Annotated in this window: 10 protein-coding genes and 1 pseudogene; 2 read left to right on the forward strand and 9 right to left on the reverse strand. The window is 67.0% G+C overall.

The window, feature by feature from the left end:
* Window positions 1–40: 40 nt before the first annotated feature.
* Window positions 41–3,388: a DUF4450 domain-containing protein gene (locus NX778_RS01995; protein WP_258810006.1), complete on the reverse strand. Its 3,348-nt coding sequence runs from the start codon at window positions 3,386–3,388 to the stop codon at window positions 41–43.
* A 150-nt stretch (window positions 3,389–3,538) separates the two neighbouring features.
* A complete protein-coding gene (locus NX778_RS02000; protein ID WP_258810007.1) occupies window positions 3,539–3,799 on the reverse strand; it encodes a hypothetical protein in 261 nt (86 codons plus the stop codon).
* Window positions 3,800–3,925: 126 nt separating this feature from the next.
* Between NX778_RS02000 and NX778_RS02005 the strand changes: the two genes are divergently transcribed.
* The gene (locus NX778_RS02005) at window positions 3,926–4,759 is read left to right on the forward strand and encodes a phytanoyl-CoA dioxygenase family protein (protein WP_258810008.1); all 834 of its coding nucleotides are present in this window, start codon (window positions 3,926–3,928) and stop codon (window positions 4,757–4,759) included.
* Between the two features lie 61 nt (window positions 4,760–4,820).
* Here NX778_RS02005 and NX778_RS02010 read toward each other — a convergent pair whose 3' ends face one another.
* The 5 genes and pseudogenes from NX778_RS02010 to NX778_RS02030 form a co-directional block, all read right to left on the reverse strand.
* The gene (locus NX778_RS02010) at window positions 4,821–6,206 is read right to left on the reverse strand and encodes a glycoside hydrolase family 88/105 protein (protein ID WP_258810009.1); all 1,386 of its coding nucleotides are present in this window, start codon (window positions 6,204–6,206) and stop codon (window positions 4,821–4,823) included.
* 134 nt (window positions 6,207–6,340) lie between these two features.
* Window positions 6,341–8,542 (reverse strand): NADP-dependent malic enzyme, encoded by a 2,202-nt coding sequence (locus NX778_RS02015; protein WP_258810010.1) that lies wholly within the window; start codon window positions 8,540–8,542, stop codon window positions 6,341–6,343.
* Between the two features lie 174 nt (window positions 8,543–8,716).
* Window positions 8,717–10,522: a glycoside hydrolase family 28 protein gene (locus NX778_RS02020; protein ID WP_258810011.1), complete on the reverse strand. Its 1,806-nt coding sequence runs from the start codon at window positions 10,520–10,522 to the stop codon at window positions 8,717–8,719.
* A gap of 69 nt (window positions 10,523–10,591) precedes the next feature.
* Window positions 10,592–12,177, reverse strand: a pseudogene (locus NX778_RS02025) (MFS transporter).
* Between the two features lie 98 nt (window positions 12,178–12,275).
* A complete protein-coding gene (locus NX778_RS02030) occupies window positions 12,276–12,992 on the reverse strand; it encodes a pirin family protein (protein ID WP_258810012.1) in 717 nt (238 codons plus the stop codon).
* Between the two features lie 124 nt (window positions 12,993–13,116).
* Here NX778_RS02030 and NX778_RS02035 point away from each other — a divergent pair, with 124 nt between their 5' ends.
* Window positions 13,117–14,019 carry a LysR family transcriptional regulator gene (locus NX778_RS02035; RefSeq protein ID WP_258810013.1) on the forward strand — a complete coding sequence of 301 codons (903 nt, stop codon included), beginning with the start codon at window positions 13,117–13,119 and terminating at the stop codon, window positions 14,017–14,019.
* On the opposite strand, the gene NX778_RS02040 is transcribed toward NX778_RS02035, so the two are convergent.
* Window positions 13,961–14,911, reverse strand: coding sequence for a LysR substrate-binding domain-containing protein (locus NX778_RS02040; protein WP_258810014.1), 951 nt, complete (start codon window positions 14,909–14,911; stop codon window positions 13,961–13,963). The two genes, NX778_RS02035 and NX778_RS02040, sit on opposite strands and share 59 nt — an antisense overlap.
* Before the next feature lie 9 nt (window positions 14,912–14,920).
* Window positions 14,921–16,753, reverse strand: coding sequence for a CocE/NonD family hydrolase (locus NX778_RS02045; RefSeq protein WP_258810015.1), 1,833 nt, complete (start codon window positions 16,751–16,753; stop codon window positions 14,921–14,923).
* Between the last annotated feature and the right edge of the window lies 1 nt (window position 16,754).

The raw sequence follows: 16,754 nt of genomic DNA on the forward strand, positions 1-16,754 counted from the left end.
TTCGGCCAAAAAAATATTCACAGTCCGTCGTTCCCGCAGATTAGTCCAGGGTCACGCCCATCAGCCCGATCACCACGTCGTTGGCCAGCGCGCGCACGGTCAGGCTCTTGAGCGTGCGTGACGAATCCAGTGGCAGCTCCAGCACGCTGGCCGCGCCGCCGTCGATGTGGCCACGTCCGGCGCCCTTGAACGTGGCCGGATCCGGCACATGCACCCGGGCAGTCTTCAGGTCGACGCGCACCGGCAGCTTGCCGCACAACGGGAACTGGAAGTCATCGACGAAGTAGTCCTGCTCGATCGGCCACCAGTTGTCCGGATTGCGCAACGCGAGTCGCGACTGGCTGCCATCGGTATAAGTCACCATCACCTCGCCATTGTCGAAGCGGCTCTGCATGAAGTTGGTCGAACCGGCCATCAGCAGGAAGGCGCGGCCGGCTTGTCCGCTGAGCGGCAGCGTGACTTCGCGCGGGTAGTTGTCCCACTGCGAGGTGAAGACGACGTTCTGCGCCCAGCTTCCGGATGGCGTCGCGAAGCTCAGGCCATTCGGCAGCGACAGCGTGCCGCCCAGCGCGCGCAGGCCGGCATCGTCGATGGAAGGCAGTTCGTCGACGTGGCCCGCCCATGCGCCGATGCCCTGGCTGGGCAGGGACAGCGTCACCTTGGGCGGGCGCGGCGACAGGTATTTGCCCTGCTTGAAGATCGCGCTCACGCGGTCGTTGAACCAGGGCTGCAGGTCGACCTGGCGCGAGCCGATCGGCGCACCTTTGGTCCAGTCCGGGCCTTCGAGCTTGCAGGAAGCCTGAACCGGCTCCTGTGGCGCAAGCTCCCACCAGCGAAAGTCGCCTTGGTGGACCATGCGGAACCCCGGATGCCCGGCCGCGCTTTCGACCGATGAAGCATTCGCTCCGATCGCCGCGCCACGCCACGTGATCTCGATGTCGGCCTGCCGCGCGAACGGCAGGTCGAGATGCAGGCGCGGTGCGCCGACCGCATCGTCGTCGGCCTTCCACTTCACCGGTTTGCCATCGACCAGCACGCTGTCGACCTGCGCCTGGCGTGCCGGCAGGTCCAGCACCAGCCGCGTGAAGCGCGCGCTTTGCTGGGCGACGGTCCAGCGCTCGCGCATGCCGTCGCGCCGGTACGCGATGTTCAGGTCCGGGTGGGAGAGGCTCGCATGATCCCAGTCGGGCGGCAGGCCAGGCCGGATTGCCAGCACGCCCGCCAGCGCATCCGGACGCACGCCGAACAAGCCTTCGACCAGCGCGCGGGCCATCACGCCCGAACCGTCCGCGAAATCGCGCTGGGCCTCGCGCCGGTACACGTCCAGGTAGTTCATCGTGCCGATATTGCCCGGGCTGATGCCCATGTAGAGGCTGGCCAGCAGCGCACCCTTGGCCAGGTCGTATGCGGTCTCCGCGCGTCCGGCCTTCCAGTAGGCCAGGGCCGTGTGCAGGTTCTCGTCCATGACCACGTTGTTGATCGACCAGGAGTAGGGCATCCAGTCGCTCGATGGCAGGACATGATAGGGCCTGTCGGCGGGCACGCCGGGGCCGCGCACCGGGATCGGGCGCAGGTGCCGGTCCAGGTCGGACGCCATGCGCGCAGCCTCGAATGCCGTCGGGACGCCGGAATCGATGGTCTGGTAGAAGGTCCACAACGCGTAGCTCGGGTGCAGCGACTGCTTGCCGAGCAGGTCGCGGTATTCGGCGAAGGCGCCGGTTTGCGGCATCCACAGCTGCTCGTGCATGCCGCGCCGGATCGCGTCGGCCTCGGCCTGGTAGGGCGCGGGATCCTTGCCGATCATGCGTGCGATCCGCGCCGCCATCTCGTTCTGCCAGGCGTTGTAGGCCGAGGTGTGGGCGACGCCGCCGCCGTTGTAGTACAGGTCGTCGCTGGCCCAGATCGCCGCGTAGGCGTCGTACAGCGGCAAGCGGCCTGGCCCAAACTCGCGCCGGAACAGGCGCCGTTCCCATGCCAGGTGACGCTCCAGCACCGGCCAGACCGCCATCGCATACGCCTTGTCGCCGGTCCATAGCAGGTGGCGCAGCAAGGCGTCGATGAACACGAGGTTCATGTCGTAGTGCGAATTGCTCAGGTCCCCGTTCGAATGCAGCCCCGCCTCGTTGCGGGCCAGGTTGGACTTGGCGTCGGCGGACGGAGCCCGGGCCGGGATTGCGGAAGTATTCTGGCGCCCGGTCCAGGCGTCGAAGTTGCGGCGCGCGCGGTCGTGCCAGCCGAGCGCGTCGAGCGCGTACGGGCCGCGCCAGCCGAGCAGCTTGGTGCGCCAGGCGACCGCGCCGTGCATGATCGCGCCCTGGTCGTCGTCCCATACCGCATCGGCGGCGACGTTGAGCGCGCCCATTGCCGCGTTCAGCCAGGGATCGGGCGTGTCGATGCGCACGCGCTGGCGCAGCTGCTCGAAATGATCGCGTGCTTCGGCGTAGCGCTGGGCGAGTTCGGATGGTGCGAAGCGCGGCAGCAGCTTCGCGGGGACCGCGCTGGTTTGCGCGCCGGCTTCGCGATAGACGGCCAGCTCGCCTGCCTGGCCGCGCGCCATCACTTGCAGCGCGAGATGCACCGGCCGGTCTGATAGCGGCAGCCGCCCCACGACCACGTTCGTGCGGCTGCTCTCATCAGCAGCCAAAAGCGCAGCCAGCTCATTCCAGCGGTCGGCGTCGGCGCGCTGCCACGCCACCGGCGCATCCGCGGTCGCGCTGATGGTCGCGTGCTTGCCCGCCGCGAGGAATCCGTGGTCGACTAGCTCGATGCGCGTATCGCGTGCGAAGTCCGGCGTGAACTGGAAGTACTCGCCGATGGGCACCCGTTCGGTGCCGATGTCGCCGCCGCGCTTGCCGCGTTCTCCATTGCCCGGGCCGAAAGCGAACACCAGTTCGGTCGCGGGCGGCAGTTGCGTGCCGCGCACCTCCAGCTCCAGGCCTTCGGTGGCGGCGAGCGCAATGGCGGCGACTTCGATCCGTCCCTGTGGCCCCAGCAGCGGGTCGGCGATCTCGTAATGCATTTCGCCCGGACGATAGCGCGTCACCACCGTGCGCGCCGCATGCAGCCAGGTGACGCCGGCCGGTGTGCGCAGGCCGAGCCGCAGGTTGCCGCCTCGCCCCGGCAGATAGAGCGAGAACTCCGGCTTGTCTCCGGCGTCGACGCGGAAGGCCGTGTTGCCACCGTAGAGCGGCCGGTTGAAGAACTCGGCGCCGTTCTCGATCACGAAGTCCGCGCCCTCGGGCCGGTAGCGCAGCGGACGGTCGATATTGCCCTGCAGGTTGGGGCGCAGCGCCGAGGCCTCCAGCTTTACGGTTTCCGCCGCCTGGGCAAACGTGCCGGGGCCGAATTGGAAGAGGAGAGCGATGAGAAACGGAATTCGTCGGAGCATTTGGAGCTGGGCAATTTTTGCAACAAGGCACGCTAGCGCAAAAACAAGCCGTCGTCCACGCCGCTGTAAAAAACGGTCATTGGCGTGATTAATGCGTCCGTCGGTCGCGGATTTTTGTCCGTTGTTCGTCTCCGGCAACGCTGGCTGGGCTCAATTTGGGGTGCTGTTTCCAGGCGCTAAACTGCGCCTGCGTTCGTCGACGCGCTCCGGCTGGGCGGCCCGCAATCCCTGCGGACAGCGCGCAGCGAAGCTTTCGATGAGGTGGGCCTGCACTCCGCTCAGCCTGAGGTAATTGGTGGCCGCGTGCAGGTCGAAGGCGCGTGCTGTCAGCGCGGCAAGGTCCACGCGCTCGGCGGTTGCGCGGTCGGACCGGCGTTGATGTTGCTGGCGGTGATCGTCTTTGAATTTCATGCGCCCCAGTTTCGAGCAGATCCCAATGCCAGTCCGTGTGGGCGCGAACGTAGCGCGATACGCGGCGACGTTCGGACATGTTTATCGCTAGTATGGGGACCGCTTTTTCGCAGAAGGAGTGTTCCCATGGATACTGCCAATCCGCAAATTGAACAGTACGACACCGCGGCGATCATGGGCGGGCTGTATGGCGACGGCATCATTGGCCTGAAGGGCGCTTTCACGCGCGGCTTTGTTGCGCAGCTGCGCGAGGATATCGATGTGCTGTTCGATGAGGCGCGGCGCCAGCCGGGCGGGGCGCTGGCGCGTGGGCCGAATCGCTACTATGTCGAGATTCATCCCGAACGGTTGCGCGGCTTCCTCGACATTATTTCGCATCCCTGGGTGGTCGCGGTGTGCAGGGCGGTGCTGGGACCGGACTACAAGATTGTCGAGGCAGGCTTTGATGTGCCGGGGCCGGGCGCGATGAATCAGCCCTGGCACCGGGACTTCCCCGCGCCGCCCGCCACGCTCGTCGGGCGCCGGCTCGATTCGCTTGCCTTCAATATCACGACGGTGGATGTGACCGAGGACATCGGCCCGTTCGAGATCGCTACCGGCACGCAGTGGGATACGCTGGAGGGCGGCGACCCGATGTTCCCGGCGCGCGAGTTATGGCCGCGCTACGCCGCGCGCGCCCAGCGCAAGTATCCGCAGATGGGCGATATTTCGACACGTTCGGCGCTGACGATTCATCGTGGTACGGCCAACCATTCGGACAAGTCGCGGCCGGTATTCGTGCTGGGCGTGGATGCGCCGGACGGCACCAACGCGGACAAGCACGATTTGCAGCTGACCCGCGCGTATTACGACAGCCTACCGGAAGAGCAGCGGCGCCATATCACCTGCCGGGTGGTCGACAGCCTGACGCCGATCGTGCAGGCGCATGCGATCGAGGGGTTGAAGATGGGGATGGAGTGAGCGCCTGGCGCTCACCTTGATCGTCGTTCCCGCGCACGCGGGAACGACGGCCTCATGGAGCTTATTGATGCTCGCCGTAGTTCGGCAGCTGGTCCGCCGGCATGTAGTGGTAGGTGCGCAGTTTGTACTGGACCTTGACGTGGGGGTTGGTCAGCAGGCGGATCATCTCGGCGCCGGCCAGCAGGGTCGGTCCGTAGCCGTGCAGCGCGTCGGCGCTGGTCGGGCGGGCGTAGTAGTAGGCCTGGTCGGACGCAAACGTGGTGCCCACGCAAGTGCCTTCCACCTGGCCGCGCGCGTTGATGCGGGTGGTCAGGCCCTGCCAACCGGCCTGCGCGATTGAACCATAGGTCGTCGGGCTGATCCAGCCTTCATTGATCGCGTGCGCGAACACGTACACATAGATCGCGCTGGCCGAGGTCTCCAGGTAGGAGTCCGAACGGTCCAGCATCTGGTGCCACAGCCCGGCGCCGGACTGCAGTTCGGCGATGCCTTTCAGCGTCTTGCGCAGCTGCGCCAGCACCAGCGGATAGCCGGGATGGTCCTTCGGCAGCACGTCCAGCAGGTCCGACATCGACAGCACCGCCCAGCCATTGGCGCGCGCCCAGTAGAAGCGCGGCGCGTCCGGGTTGTTGGCGTTCCAGCCGTGGGTGTAGATGCCGAGCTTGTCGTTGTACAGGTACTTGGTGAAGTTCAGGACGTTGTTGACGGCGTCGTCGAAGTACTTGCGCTCGCCCGTCAGGTGTCCGGTCTCGGCCAGCGCCGGGATCCCCATGTACATGTCGTCGGCCCACAGCGACCACGCGGCCGGGCGGTTGCGCGCCAGCGTGCCGTCCTGCAGGCGCACCTGCTTGTTGGCGACCCAGTCGCTGCAGGTGGTGATGACCGGCGAGAGGTCCGGGCCGATCTTCGCGAAGCGGGCGCGGATCATGGCCGCGCACATCGAGCCGGAATCGTCCAGCGAGGCCGGCGCCAGCAGGCGCGAGAAGCTGTTGGCTTTTTCGAGACCGAACTGCGCCTGCTGGGCCTTGAAGTAGGGACGCATGCGGCCGATGAAGTCGAAGTGACGCTCGGTCATCGCGGTGAAGCGCGCATCGCCGGTGATTTGTCGCGCCTTGATCAGGCCCGCGTGCACCACGCCCATTTCGTAGGAAGTGAAGCTGAAGTCGCCCTTGGCCGGCGAGACGACGGCGTCCGCCACCGGTTTTTCGAGGTTGGCGATGGGCTGGCCGGTCTTCGAGCTGATCACGCGGGTCGGCGTGGCCTGGTCGAGGTAATCGCGCACGCGCATCAGCGAGTCGGTGATTTCGGCCACCGTCGGCATCTTGTACGGGATCGGGTAAGTGCCCTCGCCGACGTCGCGCGGGTTCTTGTTGTCGGGGTTCCGGTAGGGGCCATCCGCAAAGGCGGCATTGGCGGCTAGGGCCAGCGCGGCGGCGGCAATTGGCAATATGAATCGGCGGCTCAAAGGAGTCCTCTGCGGTCAGGTTGGAGTGGGTCGAGCTTGAATGATGCCTCAACCCGGCGGCGCCGGGTTGTCAAAACGGTGAGCAAAACGGGCCCGCGCGGGGCCCGTCATGCATGTCATCGCGCTTCGGCCACCGCCAGCGCCGTCATGTTGACGATGCGCCGCACCGTCGCGCTCGGGCTCAGGATGTGCACCGATTTCGCCGCGCCCAGCAGGATCGGGCCGACCGTCACGCCCTTGCCCGACGAGACCTTGAGCACGTTGAAGGTGATGTTGGCCGCGTCCAGCGAGGGCATCACCAGCAGGTTGGCGTTGCCGCCGAAGCCGCCGTTGTGCTGGTAGATGGCGCGGATGTCCTCCGACAGCGCGGCATCGCCCTGGATTTCACCGATCACCTGCAGCTCCGGCGCCGTTTGCTGGAGCAGGGCGTGCGCCGCGCGCATGCGCTGGGCCGACGGCCGGCTGGACGAACCGAAGATCGAATGCGATAGCAGCGCCGCCTTCGGCTCCAGGCCGAAGTGGCGGATCTCGGTCGCGGCCAGCCTGGTGATCGCCGCCAGCTCCTCGGCGCTCGGCGTGTCGTTGACGTAGGTGTCGGTGATGAACAGGGTCATCTTGTCCAGCACCAGCGCGTTCATCGCGGCCAGCGCGCCGGCGCCGGGCGCCATGCCGATTTCCTTCTTCACGTGCTCCAGGTGGTCGTCGTAACTGCCGGTCATGCCGCAGATGAGGGTGTCCACTTCGCCCGCGTTGAGCATGCGCGTGCCCTGCAGGGTGGTGTCCAGCTCCGCCTCGACCAGGGTGTAGTCGGTGCCGCGCTTCAGGCGCAGGCCGGACTGGCGGATCGCGGCCTCGATTTCCGCCGCGTGGCCGATCAGCACCGGCTTGGCGATGCCTTCGTCGACCACGGTCTGCACTGCGCGCAGCACACGCTGGTTGCTGCCGTCGGTGTAGGCCACGCGCTTGGGATTGGCCTTGGCCTTGGCGAACACGGGCTTCATGAAAAAGCCGGTGTGGTAGACCATTTCGCCCAGCTTGTCGCGGTAGGCGGCCATGTCGGCGATCGGGCGCGTGGCGACACCGGAGTCGGCCGCCGCTTGCGCCACCGCCGGCGCGATCGTGGCCATCAGGCGCGGGTCGAACGGTTTCGGGATGATGTAGTCGGGGCCGAAGCTCAGGTCCTGGCCGGCGTAGGCCGCGGCCACGGCGTCGTTGGCTTCCGCTTCGGCCAGCGCGGCGATCGCACTCACGCAGGCCAGTTTCATCTCCTCGGTGATGCGGGTCGCGCCGCAATCGAGGGCGCCGCGGAAGATGTAGGGGAAGCACAGCACGTTGTTGACCTGGTTCGGATAGTCCGAACGGCCGGTGGCGACGATGCAGTCCGGGCGCGCGGCCTTCGCCACTTCCGGGCGGATTTCCGGTTCCGGGTTGGCCAGCGCCAGGATCACCGGACGCTCGGCCATGGTCTGCACCATCGGACCGGTCAGCACGCCTGCGGTGGAGCAGCCGAGGAAGACGTCGGCGCCCTTGACGATGTCGGCCAGGGTGCGGGCATCGGTCTGCTGCGCGTAGCGGGCCTTGTTGGCTTCCATCTTGGCGTCGCGGCCCTGCCAGATCACGCCCTTCGAATCGGCGACGTAGACGTTCTTCTGGTTGACGCCCAGGCTCACCATCATGTCGAGGCAGGCGATGGCCGCCGCACCGGCGCCGGAGGCGACCAGCTTCACCTGGCCGATGTCCTTGCCCACCACCTTGAGCGCGTTGATCAGCGCGGCGCTGGAAATGATGGCGGTGCCGTGCTGGTCGTCGTGGAAGACGGGGATGTTCATGCGCTCGCGCAGCTGCTTCTCGATGTAGAAGCACTCGGGCGCCTTGATGTCTTCGAGGTTGATGCCGCCCACCGTCGGTTCCAGCATCGCGATGGCCTCGACCAGCTTGTCCGGATCGTTCTCGGCCAGTTCGAGGTCGAACACGTCGACGCCGGCGAATTTCTTGAACAGGCAGCCCTTGCCCTCCATCACCGGCTTCGATGCCAGCGGACCGATATTGCCCAGGCCCAGCACGGCGGTGCCGTTGCTGATCACCGCGACCAGGTTGCCGCGCGAAGTGTATTCGGCGGCGGTGGCGGGATCGGCGGCGATTTCCTCGCAGGCGTAGGCCACGCCCGGCGAATAGGCCAGCGACAGGTCGCGCTGGTTCGACAGGGGCTTGGTGGCGACCACTTCGATCTTGCCGCGCACGGGGCTGCGGTGGTATTCCAGCGCGTCGGCGCGCAGCTGGGTGTCTTTTGCTTCGTTCAGGTTGCTTTCGGTGCTCATGGGTCCTCCGGCCATTGGTGGCGATAGGAAAGCCGCCGCGCGGCCTGCGCGGGCGGCGTATGGTTGTGCTGGATGGGATGCGATGATCCCGCGATTATGCGGCGGCCGGCGTGAGCGGCGCGCCCCGGATGCGTTCGCACGCGGGGCGGCGGCAAGCAGGCCGCCAGTGGTTTCTCAGCCGGTCAGCTTCTCGTTATGCAGCTTGCCGCCGATCTTCACATTGCACAGCGTGATGTCGCTCGCGTTGTGGATGAACCATGGCGCCTCGCCATTGACCGGCGTGCCGAAATCGCAGTCGGTGATCGTCACATCGGTGACGGGGAGGACCTTGGCGCCCGCCGGACCGTTGTAGCTTGTGGCCACGGGTCCGACGACAACGAATGCTTGGTAGCAGGAGTAGCTGCCCTTGCTGGTCTTGACGTCGCTGACCTTGACGTCGGAAATATGGATGTTCGACACCTCCGGTGGCCGGCTGCGCACCAGGTCGAATGCGGGGCTGTAGTCGCAGTCGAAGGTGATGACGGCGCCGCCGCCGGTGGAGGCCGTGTTGGCCGGCACCGGGCCGCCCGGCAGGGGCTTGTAGAAGCCGGGCTTGAGGCGCACGCCGTTGGGCAGCTTCAAGTCGCGCACGTAGAAGTGGCGCAGGAAACCGCCGCGGTTCATGTTCGTCTTCAGGCGGATCGCCGTATTGACGGGATCGGTGGCCCAGTGGGCGTTGCGCACTTCGAGGTGCTGGGCGTACACGTGCTCGATGCCGGCCGACATTTCGCTGCCCAGGGTCACGGCGCCGTGGCCGCTGTTCATGATGCAGTTCTGGATCACGACGTTGCGGGTTGGACCGTATTGCGTGTCCTTGTTCTTGCCGGCCTTGATTGCGATGCAGTCGTCGCCGGTGTTGAACAGGCAGCCTTCCAGCAGCAGGGTATCGCAGGATTCAGGGTCGAAGCCGTCCGTGTTGGGGCCGACGCTTTCCATGCGCACCTTGTTGCAATGGACGCGGCGCGAATTGATCGGGTGGTGGATCCAGCACGGCGTGCTGATCACCTGGTAGCCCTGCATCAACGCGTCTTCGCAGTCGACGAAGGAAATCATCGACGGGCGCAGGTAATGGCCGAGGCCGAAAGCGCGCTTCTGCACCGGCACGCCGGCTTCGGACAGCGCGGGCAGGAACTTCTCGTCGCTGCGCCAGTTCGCCTGGTTGCCCTGGATGCGGGCGAGGGCGGCAGCGTCCAGGTTCGGCGCCAGCGCGGCCAGCGATTCCGGATTGGCCGGGTTGGTCACGCCCTGGTGCATGGCGCCAGGCTGGGCGCCTTTCGGATTCATGCCCCACCAGCAGCCGCCGCTGCCGTCTTCGAAGGGCACGCCGGCCTGGCCGTTGAGCACACTGGTCCAGTCCTCGCCGGTGATGGCGATGTTCTTCTGGCCGCGGGCGTACACCATCGGGCAGAAGTTCAGGCAGTCGTTGCCCTGCCAGCGCGCCAGCACCAGCTTGCCGTTGGGGCCGCAGTCGACATCGCCGTCGCGGGCGAAATCCTTGGGGTTGGCGCTGAACAGCACCTGCGCGCCGGCCGCCAGGTGCACGTGCACGTTCGACAGCAGCACGATCGGGCCCTTGCAGTACCAGTTTCCGGCCGGGATGACGACGCGCCCGCCGCCGGCCTTGCTGGCGGCGGCGATGGCGGCGCGGATCGCCGGATAGCTGTCGTGTGAGCCGGGCACCGGCGTATCGACTTCACCTTTTTCTTCGATGGTCACGAAGCCCTTCACCTTGTGCAGTTCGCAGGGCTTGGCGCCGAATTCTGTAATGACAAAGTCGCGCTTTGGGAACGCCAGCGGCTTGGCGAAGCCGTCGATGATCTGCTGGGCGCGGGCCCAAGGATCGGAGTTCTGGGCAAAGGAAAACATCGGCAAACCGCTGGCGGTGAGCGCCGCGCCGGCCTTGAGCAAGGAGCGGCGGCGCGGGGAATGGAAGGTGGTCATCTGCTGTTTTTCTGTGTTGCGTGGATTGGTATACAGACATTTATACAGCGAAATGAAGATGTAGGAATCCTACAGTGAGAGAAAATGCCTGACCACCGGCTTGCCCGGCCCGCGGTGAAAGCGCGCCACCTGCTCCTGCACGTCGGCGTCCGCCAGCGAGACGCGCTGGTGCTGGCGCAGATGCTCGGCCCACGATTCGACCATGAACCATTCCAGCAGGCGCTCGGGATCGCTGCTGTCCTCGACCACGCCCCAGGTGTAGGCGCCGTCGCGCAGGCGTTCCAGCGACAGGCGCTTGATCGCTTCCAGGAAGGCCGCGCGGTCTTCCTGCCGGACGCAATACTCGACCTGCACCATCACCGGGCCGCGGTCATGCGCGACCGGCTCCGCGAGCTGGGGCTCGGGCCAGTGGCGCGAGGCTTGCAGGTCGGCTTCGCCGGCGGGCAGGCGCGCGCGGTGGAAGAGCAGGGCGACGACGGCCAGGCCGAGGGCGCTCGCCGCCAGCGTGTCGGGCACGCCGATCTGCTTGGCGACCAGGCCCCAGCCGAAGCTGCCGGCGGCCATCGCGCCATTGAATACGGTGAGGTAGACCGCCAGGCCGCGCCCGCGCACCCAGTTCGGCAGGATGGACTGGGCCACGCTGTTGAAAGTGGTCAGCGCCATGATCCAGCCGATGCCCAGCACCAGCAGCAAGGCCACCGCCAGCAATTTGGAGGGCGTAAAAACAAGCGCGGCCATGACGGCGGCGCTGAGCAGGGAGGCCAGCAGCACCAGGCCATCCGCGTTCATCCGTTGGCGCAGGCGCGGCATCGCCAGCGCCCCGGCCACCGCGCCGACGCCGACGGCGCCCAGCAGCACGCCATAGAAGCCCGCGGTCCCGCCGAGCATCTTGCGCGCCACCAGCGGCAACAGGGACCAGAGCGCGCTCGCGAACAGGAAGAACACGGCGGCGCGCAGCAGTACCCGGTGCATGTCGGTGCTGGCCCGGGTATAGCGCAGCCCGGCGCGGAAGGCACCGAGGAAGCTCTCCGACAGTCCGGTATCGGGCGTGGCCGGCCGCTTCCACCACAGTACGGCGGCGATCACGACGGCGTAGGTCAGCACATTGATGCCATAGCTGACGGCGGCGCCGAAGCTGGCGAGGATGACGCCGCCTGCGGCCGGGCCGATGGCGCGCGAAATATTGATGCCCAGGGAATTGAGCGCCACCGCGCCCTTGAGATCCTCGCGCGGCACCAGTTCCGGCACGATGGCCTGCCAGGTCGGCCCCGTCAGCGCGGCGCCGACGCCGCCGACGAAGGTCAGGGCGATCAGGTAGTCGACGGTCAGGGCATGGGTGGCCGACAGCAGCAGGAGGATGGCGCTCACTGCCGCCAGCTCAGCTGCACGAACACGAGGAAGCGCCGGCGGTCGAGAATGTCCGACAGCACGCCGGCGGGAATCGCCAGCAGGAAGATCGGCAGCGAGGCCGCGGTCTGGACCAGGGCCACTGCGGCCGGGCTGGCCGACAGGTCGGTCACCAGCCAGGCGCTGGCGACGTCGCGCATGAAGATGCCGATGTTGCCGAGCACGGCGGCGCCCCACAGCACGGCGAACGCCTGCTGGCGCAGCGGCGCGAAACTGCTGGCGGTGGAAGCGGTGCTGGATCCAGCCATGAATTCTCCCAGGTGTTGCCGGCTGACTGTACCAGCCGCTTTGGATCAGCGTCGCCGCCGTCAACCGCGGGAAGCGGAGGCGGCGGCGATGATGCGGCTTACCAGGGCAGCTCGTGCGGCTGCAGGTCGAAGACCAGCACTTCGGCCTTCTCGCCGTGATCGAAGCGCAGGCTGCCGGCGTTGCGGATGCGCGCGCCATCGCCTTCGGACAGGCGCTCGCCATTGACCTCGACGCTGCCGCGCGCCACGTGGACGTAGGCATGGCGTTCGGTCCCGACGTCCAGTGTCGCCGACTCGTCGCCGTCGAACAGGCCGGCGTAGACGCGGGCATCCTGGCGCACCGCCAGCGCACCGCCTTCGCCCTCCGGCGCGATGATCAGGCGCAGGCGGCCGCGCTTTTCGGCCTCTTCGAAGTGCACTTGCTGGTAGCGCGGTGCGGCGCCTTGCACGTTCGGCACGATCCAGATCTGCAGGAAGTGCACCCCTTCCTCCTTCGAGTGGTTGAATTCGCTGTGCTGCACGCCTTTGCCTGCGCTCATCATCTGCACATCGCCCGGAACGATCACCGAGCCGGTGCCCATCGAGTCCTTGTGCGCCAGCGCGCCTTCGAGCACGTAGGAGAAAATCTCCATGTCGCGGTGGCCGTGGGTGCCGAAGCCCTGGCCCGGCGCGACGCGGTCGTCATTGATGACCAGCAGGTCCGAGAAACCCTGCTGCTTCGGGTCGTGGTAATGGCCGAACGAGAAGGTGTGACGCGATTTCAGCCAGCCATGGTTGGCGTTGCCACGATGTTCGGCTTTGCGGATCTCAAGCATTTGTTTCTCCATATAGTTCGTTGCGATGGAAGAATTTTCGCGCGGATCAATGGGCGGTAGCTTGAATAGTTTGCCGCCATATCAGCGATAATTTCGAATATTCATTCAAGAGGATGCTTCGCCCGTGCTCAAACTCTCGCTGGAAGCCATCGAAATCGTCGACGCCATCGCGCGCCAGGGCTCGTTCGCCGCGGCGGCCGAGCGGCTGCACAAGGTGCCGTCGACCATTTCCTACGCCGTTGCCAAGCTCGAAGAACAGCTGGGCTTCGCGCTGTTCGTGCGCAACGGTCCGCGCGTCGTATTGACGCCGGCAGGGCAGGAAATGCTCAAGGAAGGGCGCTGGCTGCTGACCGCGGCCAGGCAGCTGGAGTCGCGCATGCGCAAGGTCGCCACCGGCTACGAGGCCGAATTGCGGCTGGTGCACGATTCGCTGATCCCGACCAGCGCCTTCAACGAAGACATCCGTGCCTTCGAAGAGCTCCGCTGCGGCACCCGCCTGCGCATCGGCACCGAGGCCATGACCGGCACCTGGGAAGTGCTGCGCGAGGGCCGTGCCGACCTGATCGTGGCGGCCGGCGAACCACCGCCCGGCGGCGGTTACAAGGCGGTGCCGGTGGGTAGCCTGGACTTCGTGTTCTGCGTGACGGCCTCGCATCCGCTGGTGCGGGTCGGGCGCACGCTCACGCGCGACGACCTGCTGGAGCACACCGCGATCGTGGTCGGCGACGGCGCGCGCTCGTCCACCGACCGTACCGTGGGCCTGCTGGACGGGCAGCACTGCATCACGGTGCCGGACATGCAGGCCAAGATCGCCTGCCAGACGGCCGGACTGGGCCACGGCTTCCTGCCGCGCGCCTGCGTGCGCGTGGAGCTGGAGCAGGGCGTGCTGGTGGAATTGCAGGTCGAGACCCCGCGCCCGCCCGAAACCTTCTGGCTGGCCTGGCGCACCGAGGCCATGGGCTCGGCGCTCAAGTGGTGGAGCGAGCGCCTGAACCGGCCGCTGCTGCCGGGGATCCTGCCGTATTGAAGTGCGCCTTCGTGATTTCGAGGAAGGCCTTGGTCAGCCGGCTCGGCTCGGACAGGGCCGAGGTCACGAATGAATACTCGTTGGTCAGCGTCGGCTCGAAGGGCAGCACGATGCCGCCCGCGCGCAGGTAGGGCGTGGCCAGCATCTCGTTGACCAGGGCGACGCCCAGCCCGCGCTCGGCCAGCGCGCAGGCCGAACCTACCGTGTGCGTTTCCAGCCGTACCTCGGGCCGCACGCCGGCGCGCGCGAACTCTGCTTCGATCTGGGCGCGCGAAGTTCGCCCCAGGCCAAGCAGGATCAGTGGATGGCCGCGCAGTTTTTGCGGCGTCAGCACGCGCTGGCTGCGCAGCGGGTGGCCGGCCGACAGCACGCACACGGTGGCGCTGGAGACGATGTGCTCGAAGTGGAGGTCGGTGCGGCCCAGCGGCAGCTTGACGAAGCCGCAGTCCGCCGCGCGGGTGGCGATCATCGCCTTGGAAGTCTCGATGCTGCGCGAATCGATCGACAGGTGCACGCGCGGAAAGCGCTCCAGGAAGGCGCTGACGATGTCCGGCAGCACGCCCTCGGAGAAGCTGGGCGGCGCCACCACTTTCAGCTGGCCGACGCGGTAGTCGCCGATGTCGCGGATCAGCGTGTAGACCCGCTCCACGCTGCCCATCGACTGGTCGACCTCGTCGAACAGCAGGATGCCATCCTGGGTCGGCACCAGCCTCCCGTGGTCGCGGAAGAACAGCTCGAAGCCGATCTGCTGCTCCAGCTGGGCCAGCATGCGGCTGACCGCCGGCTGGCTCATGCCCATGCGCCGCGCCGCTTCCGTGACCGAGCCGCTGGTGACGATCTCGTGGAAGGCGCGCAGGGACTTGAAGCTGATCTCGTCCCTCAGCTCGCCCACGCGCCCTCCTCAGGGAATGACCGGCAGGAGGATGGCCGACGGCCGCCCGTGTCCAACGAAAAGGCGATTGTGCGCGACCACCGGCTCCGACACTGTGCCCGCCGGCGCGCCGGTGTTGGGATTGACGTCGAAATGGGGGAAATTGCTGCTCGAGATGTCAATCCGGATGCGATGGCCCGCCGCGAACAGGTTACTGGTCGGGTAGGTCGGGATCTCGATCTGGTAGACGGCATCGGGTTCCAGCAGGGTCGGGTGTTCGAAGGAGTCGCGAAAGCGCATCCGCAGTATGCCATGCGTTAAATTTATGGCGCAACCTTCGGGGTAGTCCGCGCTCGGCGGGTAGACGTCCAGCAGCTTGATGGTGAAGTCGGTGTCGAGCGCGGACGAGGACACCCACAGCCGGGCCACGAGCTGGCCGGTGACCTCGACCGCTTCAGCCAAGGGTGCGGTCTGGAACACCAGCACGTCGGGACGGTCCGCCAGCGGGCCGAATGGCGCCTTGGCGCCGAAGATGGCGGGCGTGGTGCGCTGGTCGTAAGCGCCGGCGAACATCACAGGCGCGCCGGAGGCGATGGCGCCGCCGATGGTGGGCACCGGGTCGCGCGGATCGAAATCGTATTCCAGCGCCTCGCACTCGGCTTGCGGCAGCAGCGCGGCCAGGCTGCCGTCGCCGTGCAGGTGCATCACCGTATGCGTGGTGGAGGGAGGCGGCCAGTCCGCCTCGTCGCGCCAATGCCCGCCGTGCTGCAGGCGGCCATTGGCATCCTTGCGGCCGCTGCCGCCGCCCATGACGAAGATCTTCACGGGCTGCGGCAGGTAGTCGGGCGCGCTGTCGTCGCCGCGCAGGTGGCGGTCGAACCAGGCCTGGCGGAGGGCGGTGTAGTCGGGCGCGATATTGTCGTCGAGGGTGGCGGCGGGGCCGAAGTCGACGTCGCCGGCGAAGGTGACGGAACGCTGGCCGTGGGTCCACGGTCCAAGCACCAGCTTCACCGGCGAACGCTTCAGGCGCGCCAGGCCGGCATAGTTCTCGACCGCGGTCAGCGCGTAGGGATCGAACCAGCTGGACATATGCACCATCGGCACGTCGGCCCACTCGGCATAGTGGGCGCGGGCGCACAGGGCGGGGCTTTTCCAGCATTCGTCGAACACCTCGCTGCGCCACTGCTGCAGCACGTACTGCTCATATTCCGGCGCGGCCGCAAGCGGGGAATGGCCTTCGGACCATGGCGTCACGCCGATCCAGTCGCGGATATCCTGCGCGTCCAGCGCCGCCTTGCGCGCCGGGTCGGCGGCTGTGGCCCGCGCCAGCCGGGCGTGCTTGACCGCCCAGGTCAGCTGCTTGAGCTCGAAGGCGCCGCCCTGGCGGATGCCGCTGTGGAAGGCGCTGGAAAAGCCGCCCGAGTCGAGGAACATGGCGGACAGTCCGCGCGGCGCCAGTGCGGCCATCGCGCTTTGCACGTGGGCGCCGTAGGACAGGCCGAAGCTGCCGATGCGGCCGTTGCACCAGGGCTGGCGCATCAGCCAGTCGATGGTGTCGGCGCCGTCTTCGCTTTCGTTGACGTATTTGGTGAAGCCGCCTTCGGAGGCGTAGCGGCCGCGGCAATCCTGGACCACCACCACGTAGCCGGCACGCGCGAACATGGCCGCGATCTCCGGCTTGGAGCGTGCGGCGGGATCGGCCTTGCTGCGGTCGCCATGGTTGGTGCCCAGCTTGTTGTAGGGCGTGCGTTCGAGCAGTACCGGATGGCAGCCGCTGCCGTCGTCCGGAAGGTAGACGTCGGCCGCGAGGCGGCAGCCGTCGCGCATCGGCACGGCGACGTCGTGTAAAACGAAGTGATTCATA

Source organism: Massilia terrae (genome assembly GCF_024753145.1).
In the GTDB taxonomy this organism is placed as follows: domain Bacteria; phylum Pseudomonadota; class Gammaproteobacteria; order Burkholderiales; family Burkholderiaceae_D; genus Telluria; species Telluria terrae.

What these genes read in the sequence shown, in the direction of transcription:
- NX778_RS02020 (WP_258810011.1), bottom strand. Translation starts at nt 10,522, where the DNA reads ATGACCACCTTCCATTCCCCGCGCCGCCGCTCCTTGCTCAAGGCCGGC.
- NX778_RS02045 (WP_258810015.1), bottom strand. Translation starts at nt 16,753, where the DNA reads ATGAATCACTTCGTTTTACACGACGTCGCCGTGCCGATGCGCGACGGC.
- NX778_RS02030 (WP_258810012.1), bottom strand. Translation starts at nt 12,992, where the DNA reads ATGCTTGAGATCCGCAAAGCCGAACATCGTGGCAACGCCAACCATGGC.
- NX778_RS02015 (WP_258810010.1), bottom strand. Translation starts at nt 8,542, where the DNA reads ATGAGCACCGAAAGCAACCTGAACGAAGCAAAAGACACCCAGCTGCGC.
- NX778_RS02005 (WP_258810008.1), top strand. Translation starts at nt 3,926, where the DNA reads ATGGATACTGCCAATCCGCAAATTGAACAGTACGACACCGCGGCGATC.
- NX778_RS02000 (WP_258810007.1), bottom strand. Translation starts at nt 3,799, where the DNA reads ATGAAATTCAAAGACGATCACCGCCAGCAACATCAACGCCGGTCCGAC.
- NX778_RS01995 (WP_258810006.1), bottom strand. Translation starts at nt 3,388, where the DNA reads ATGCTCCGACGAATTCCGTTTCTCATCGCTCTCCTCTTCCAATTCGGC.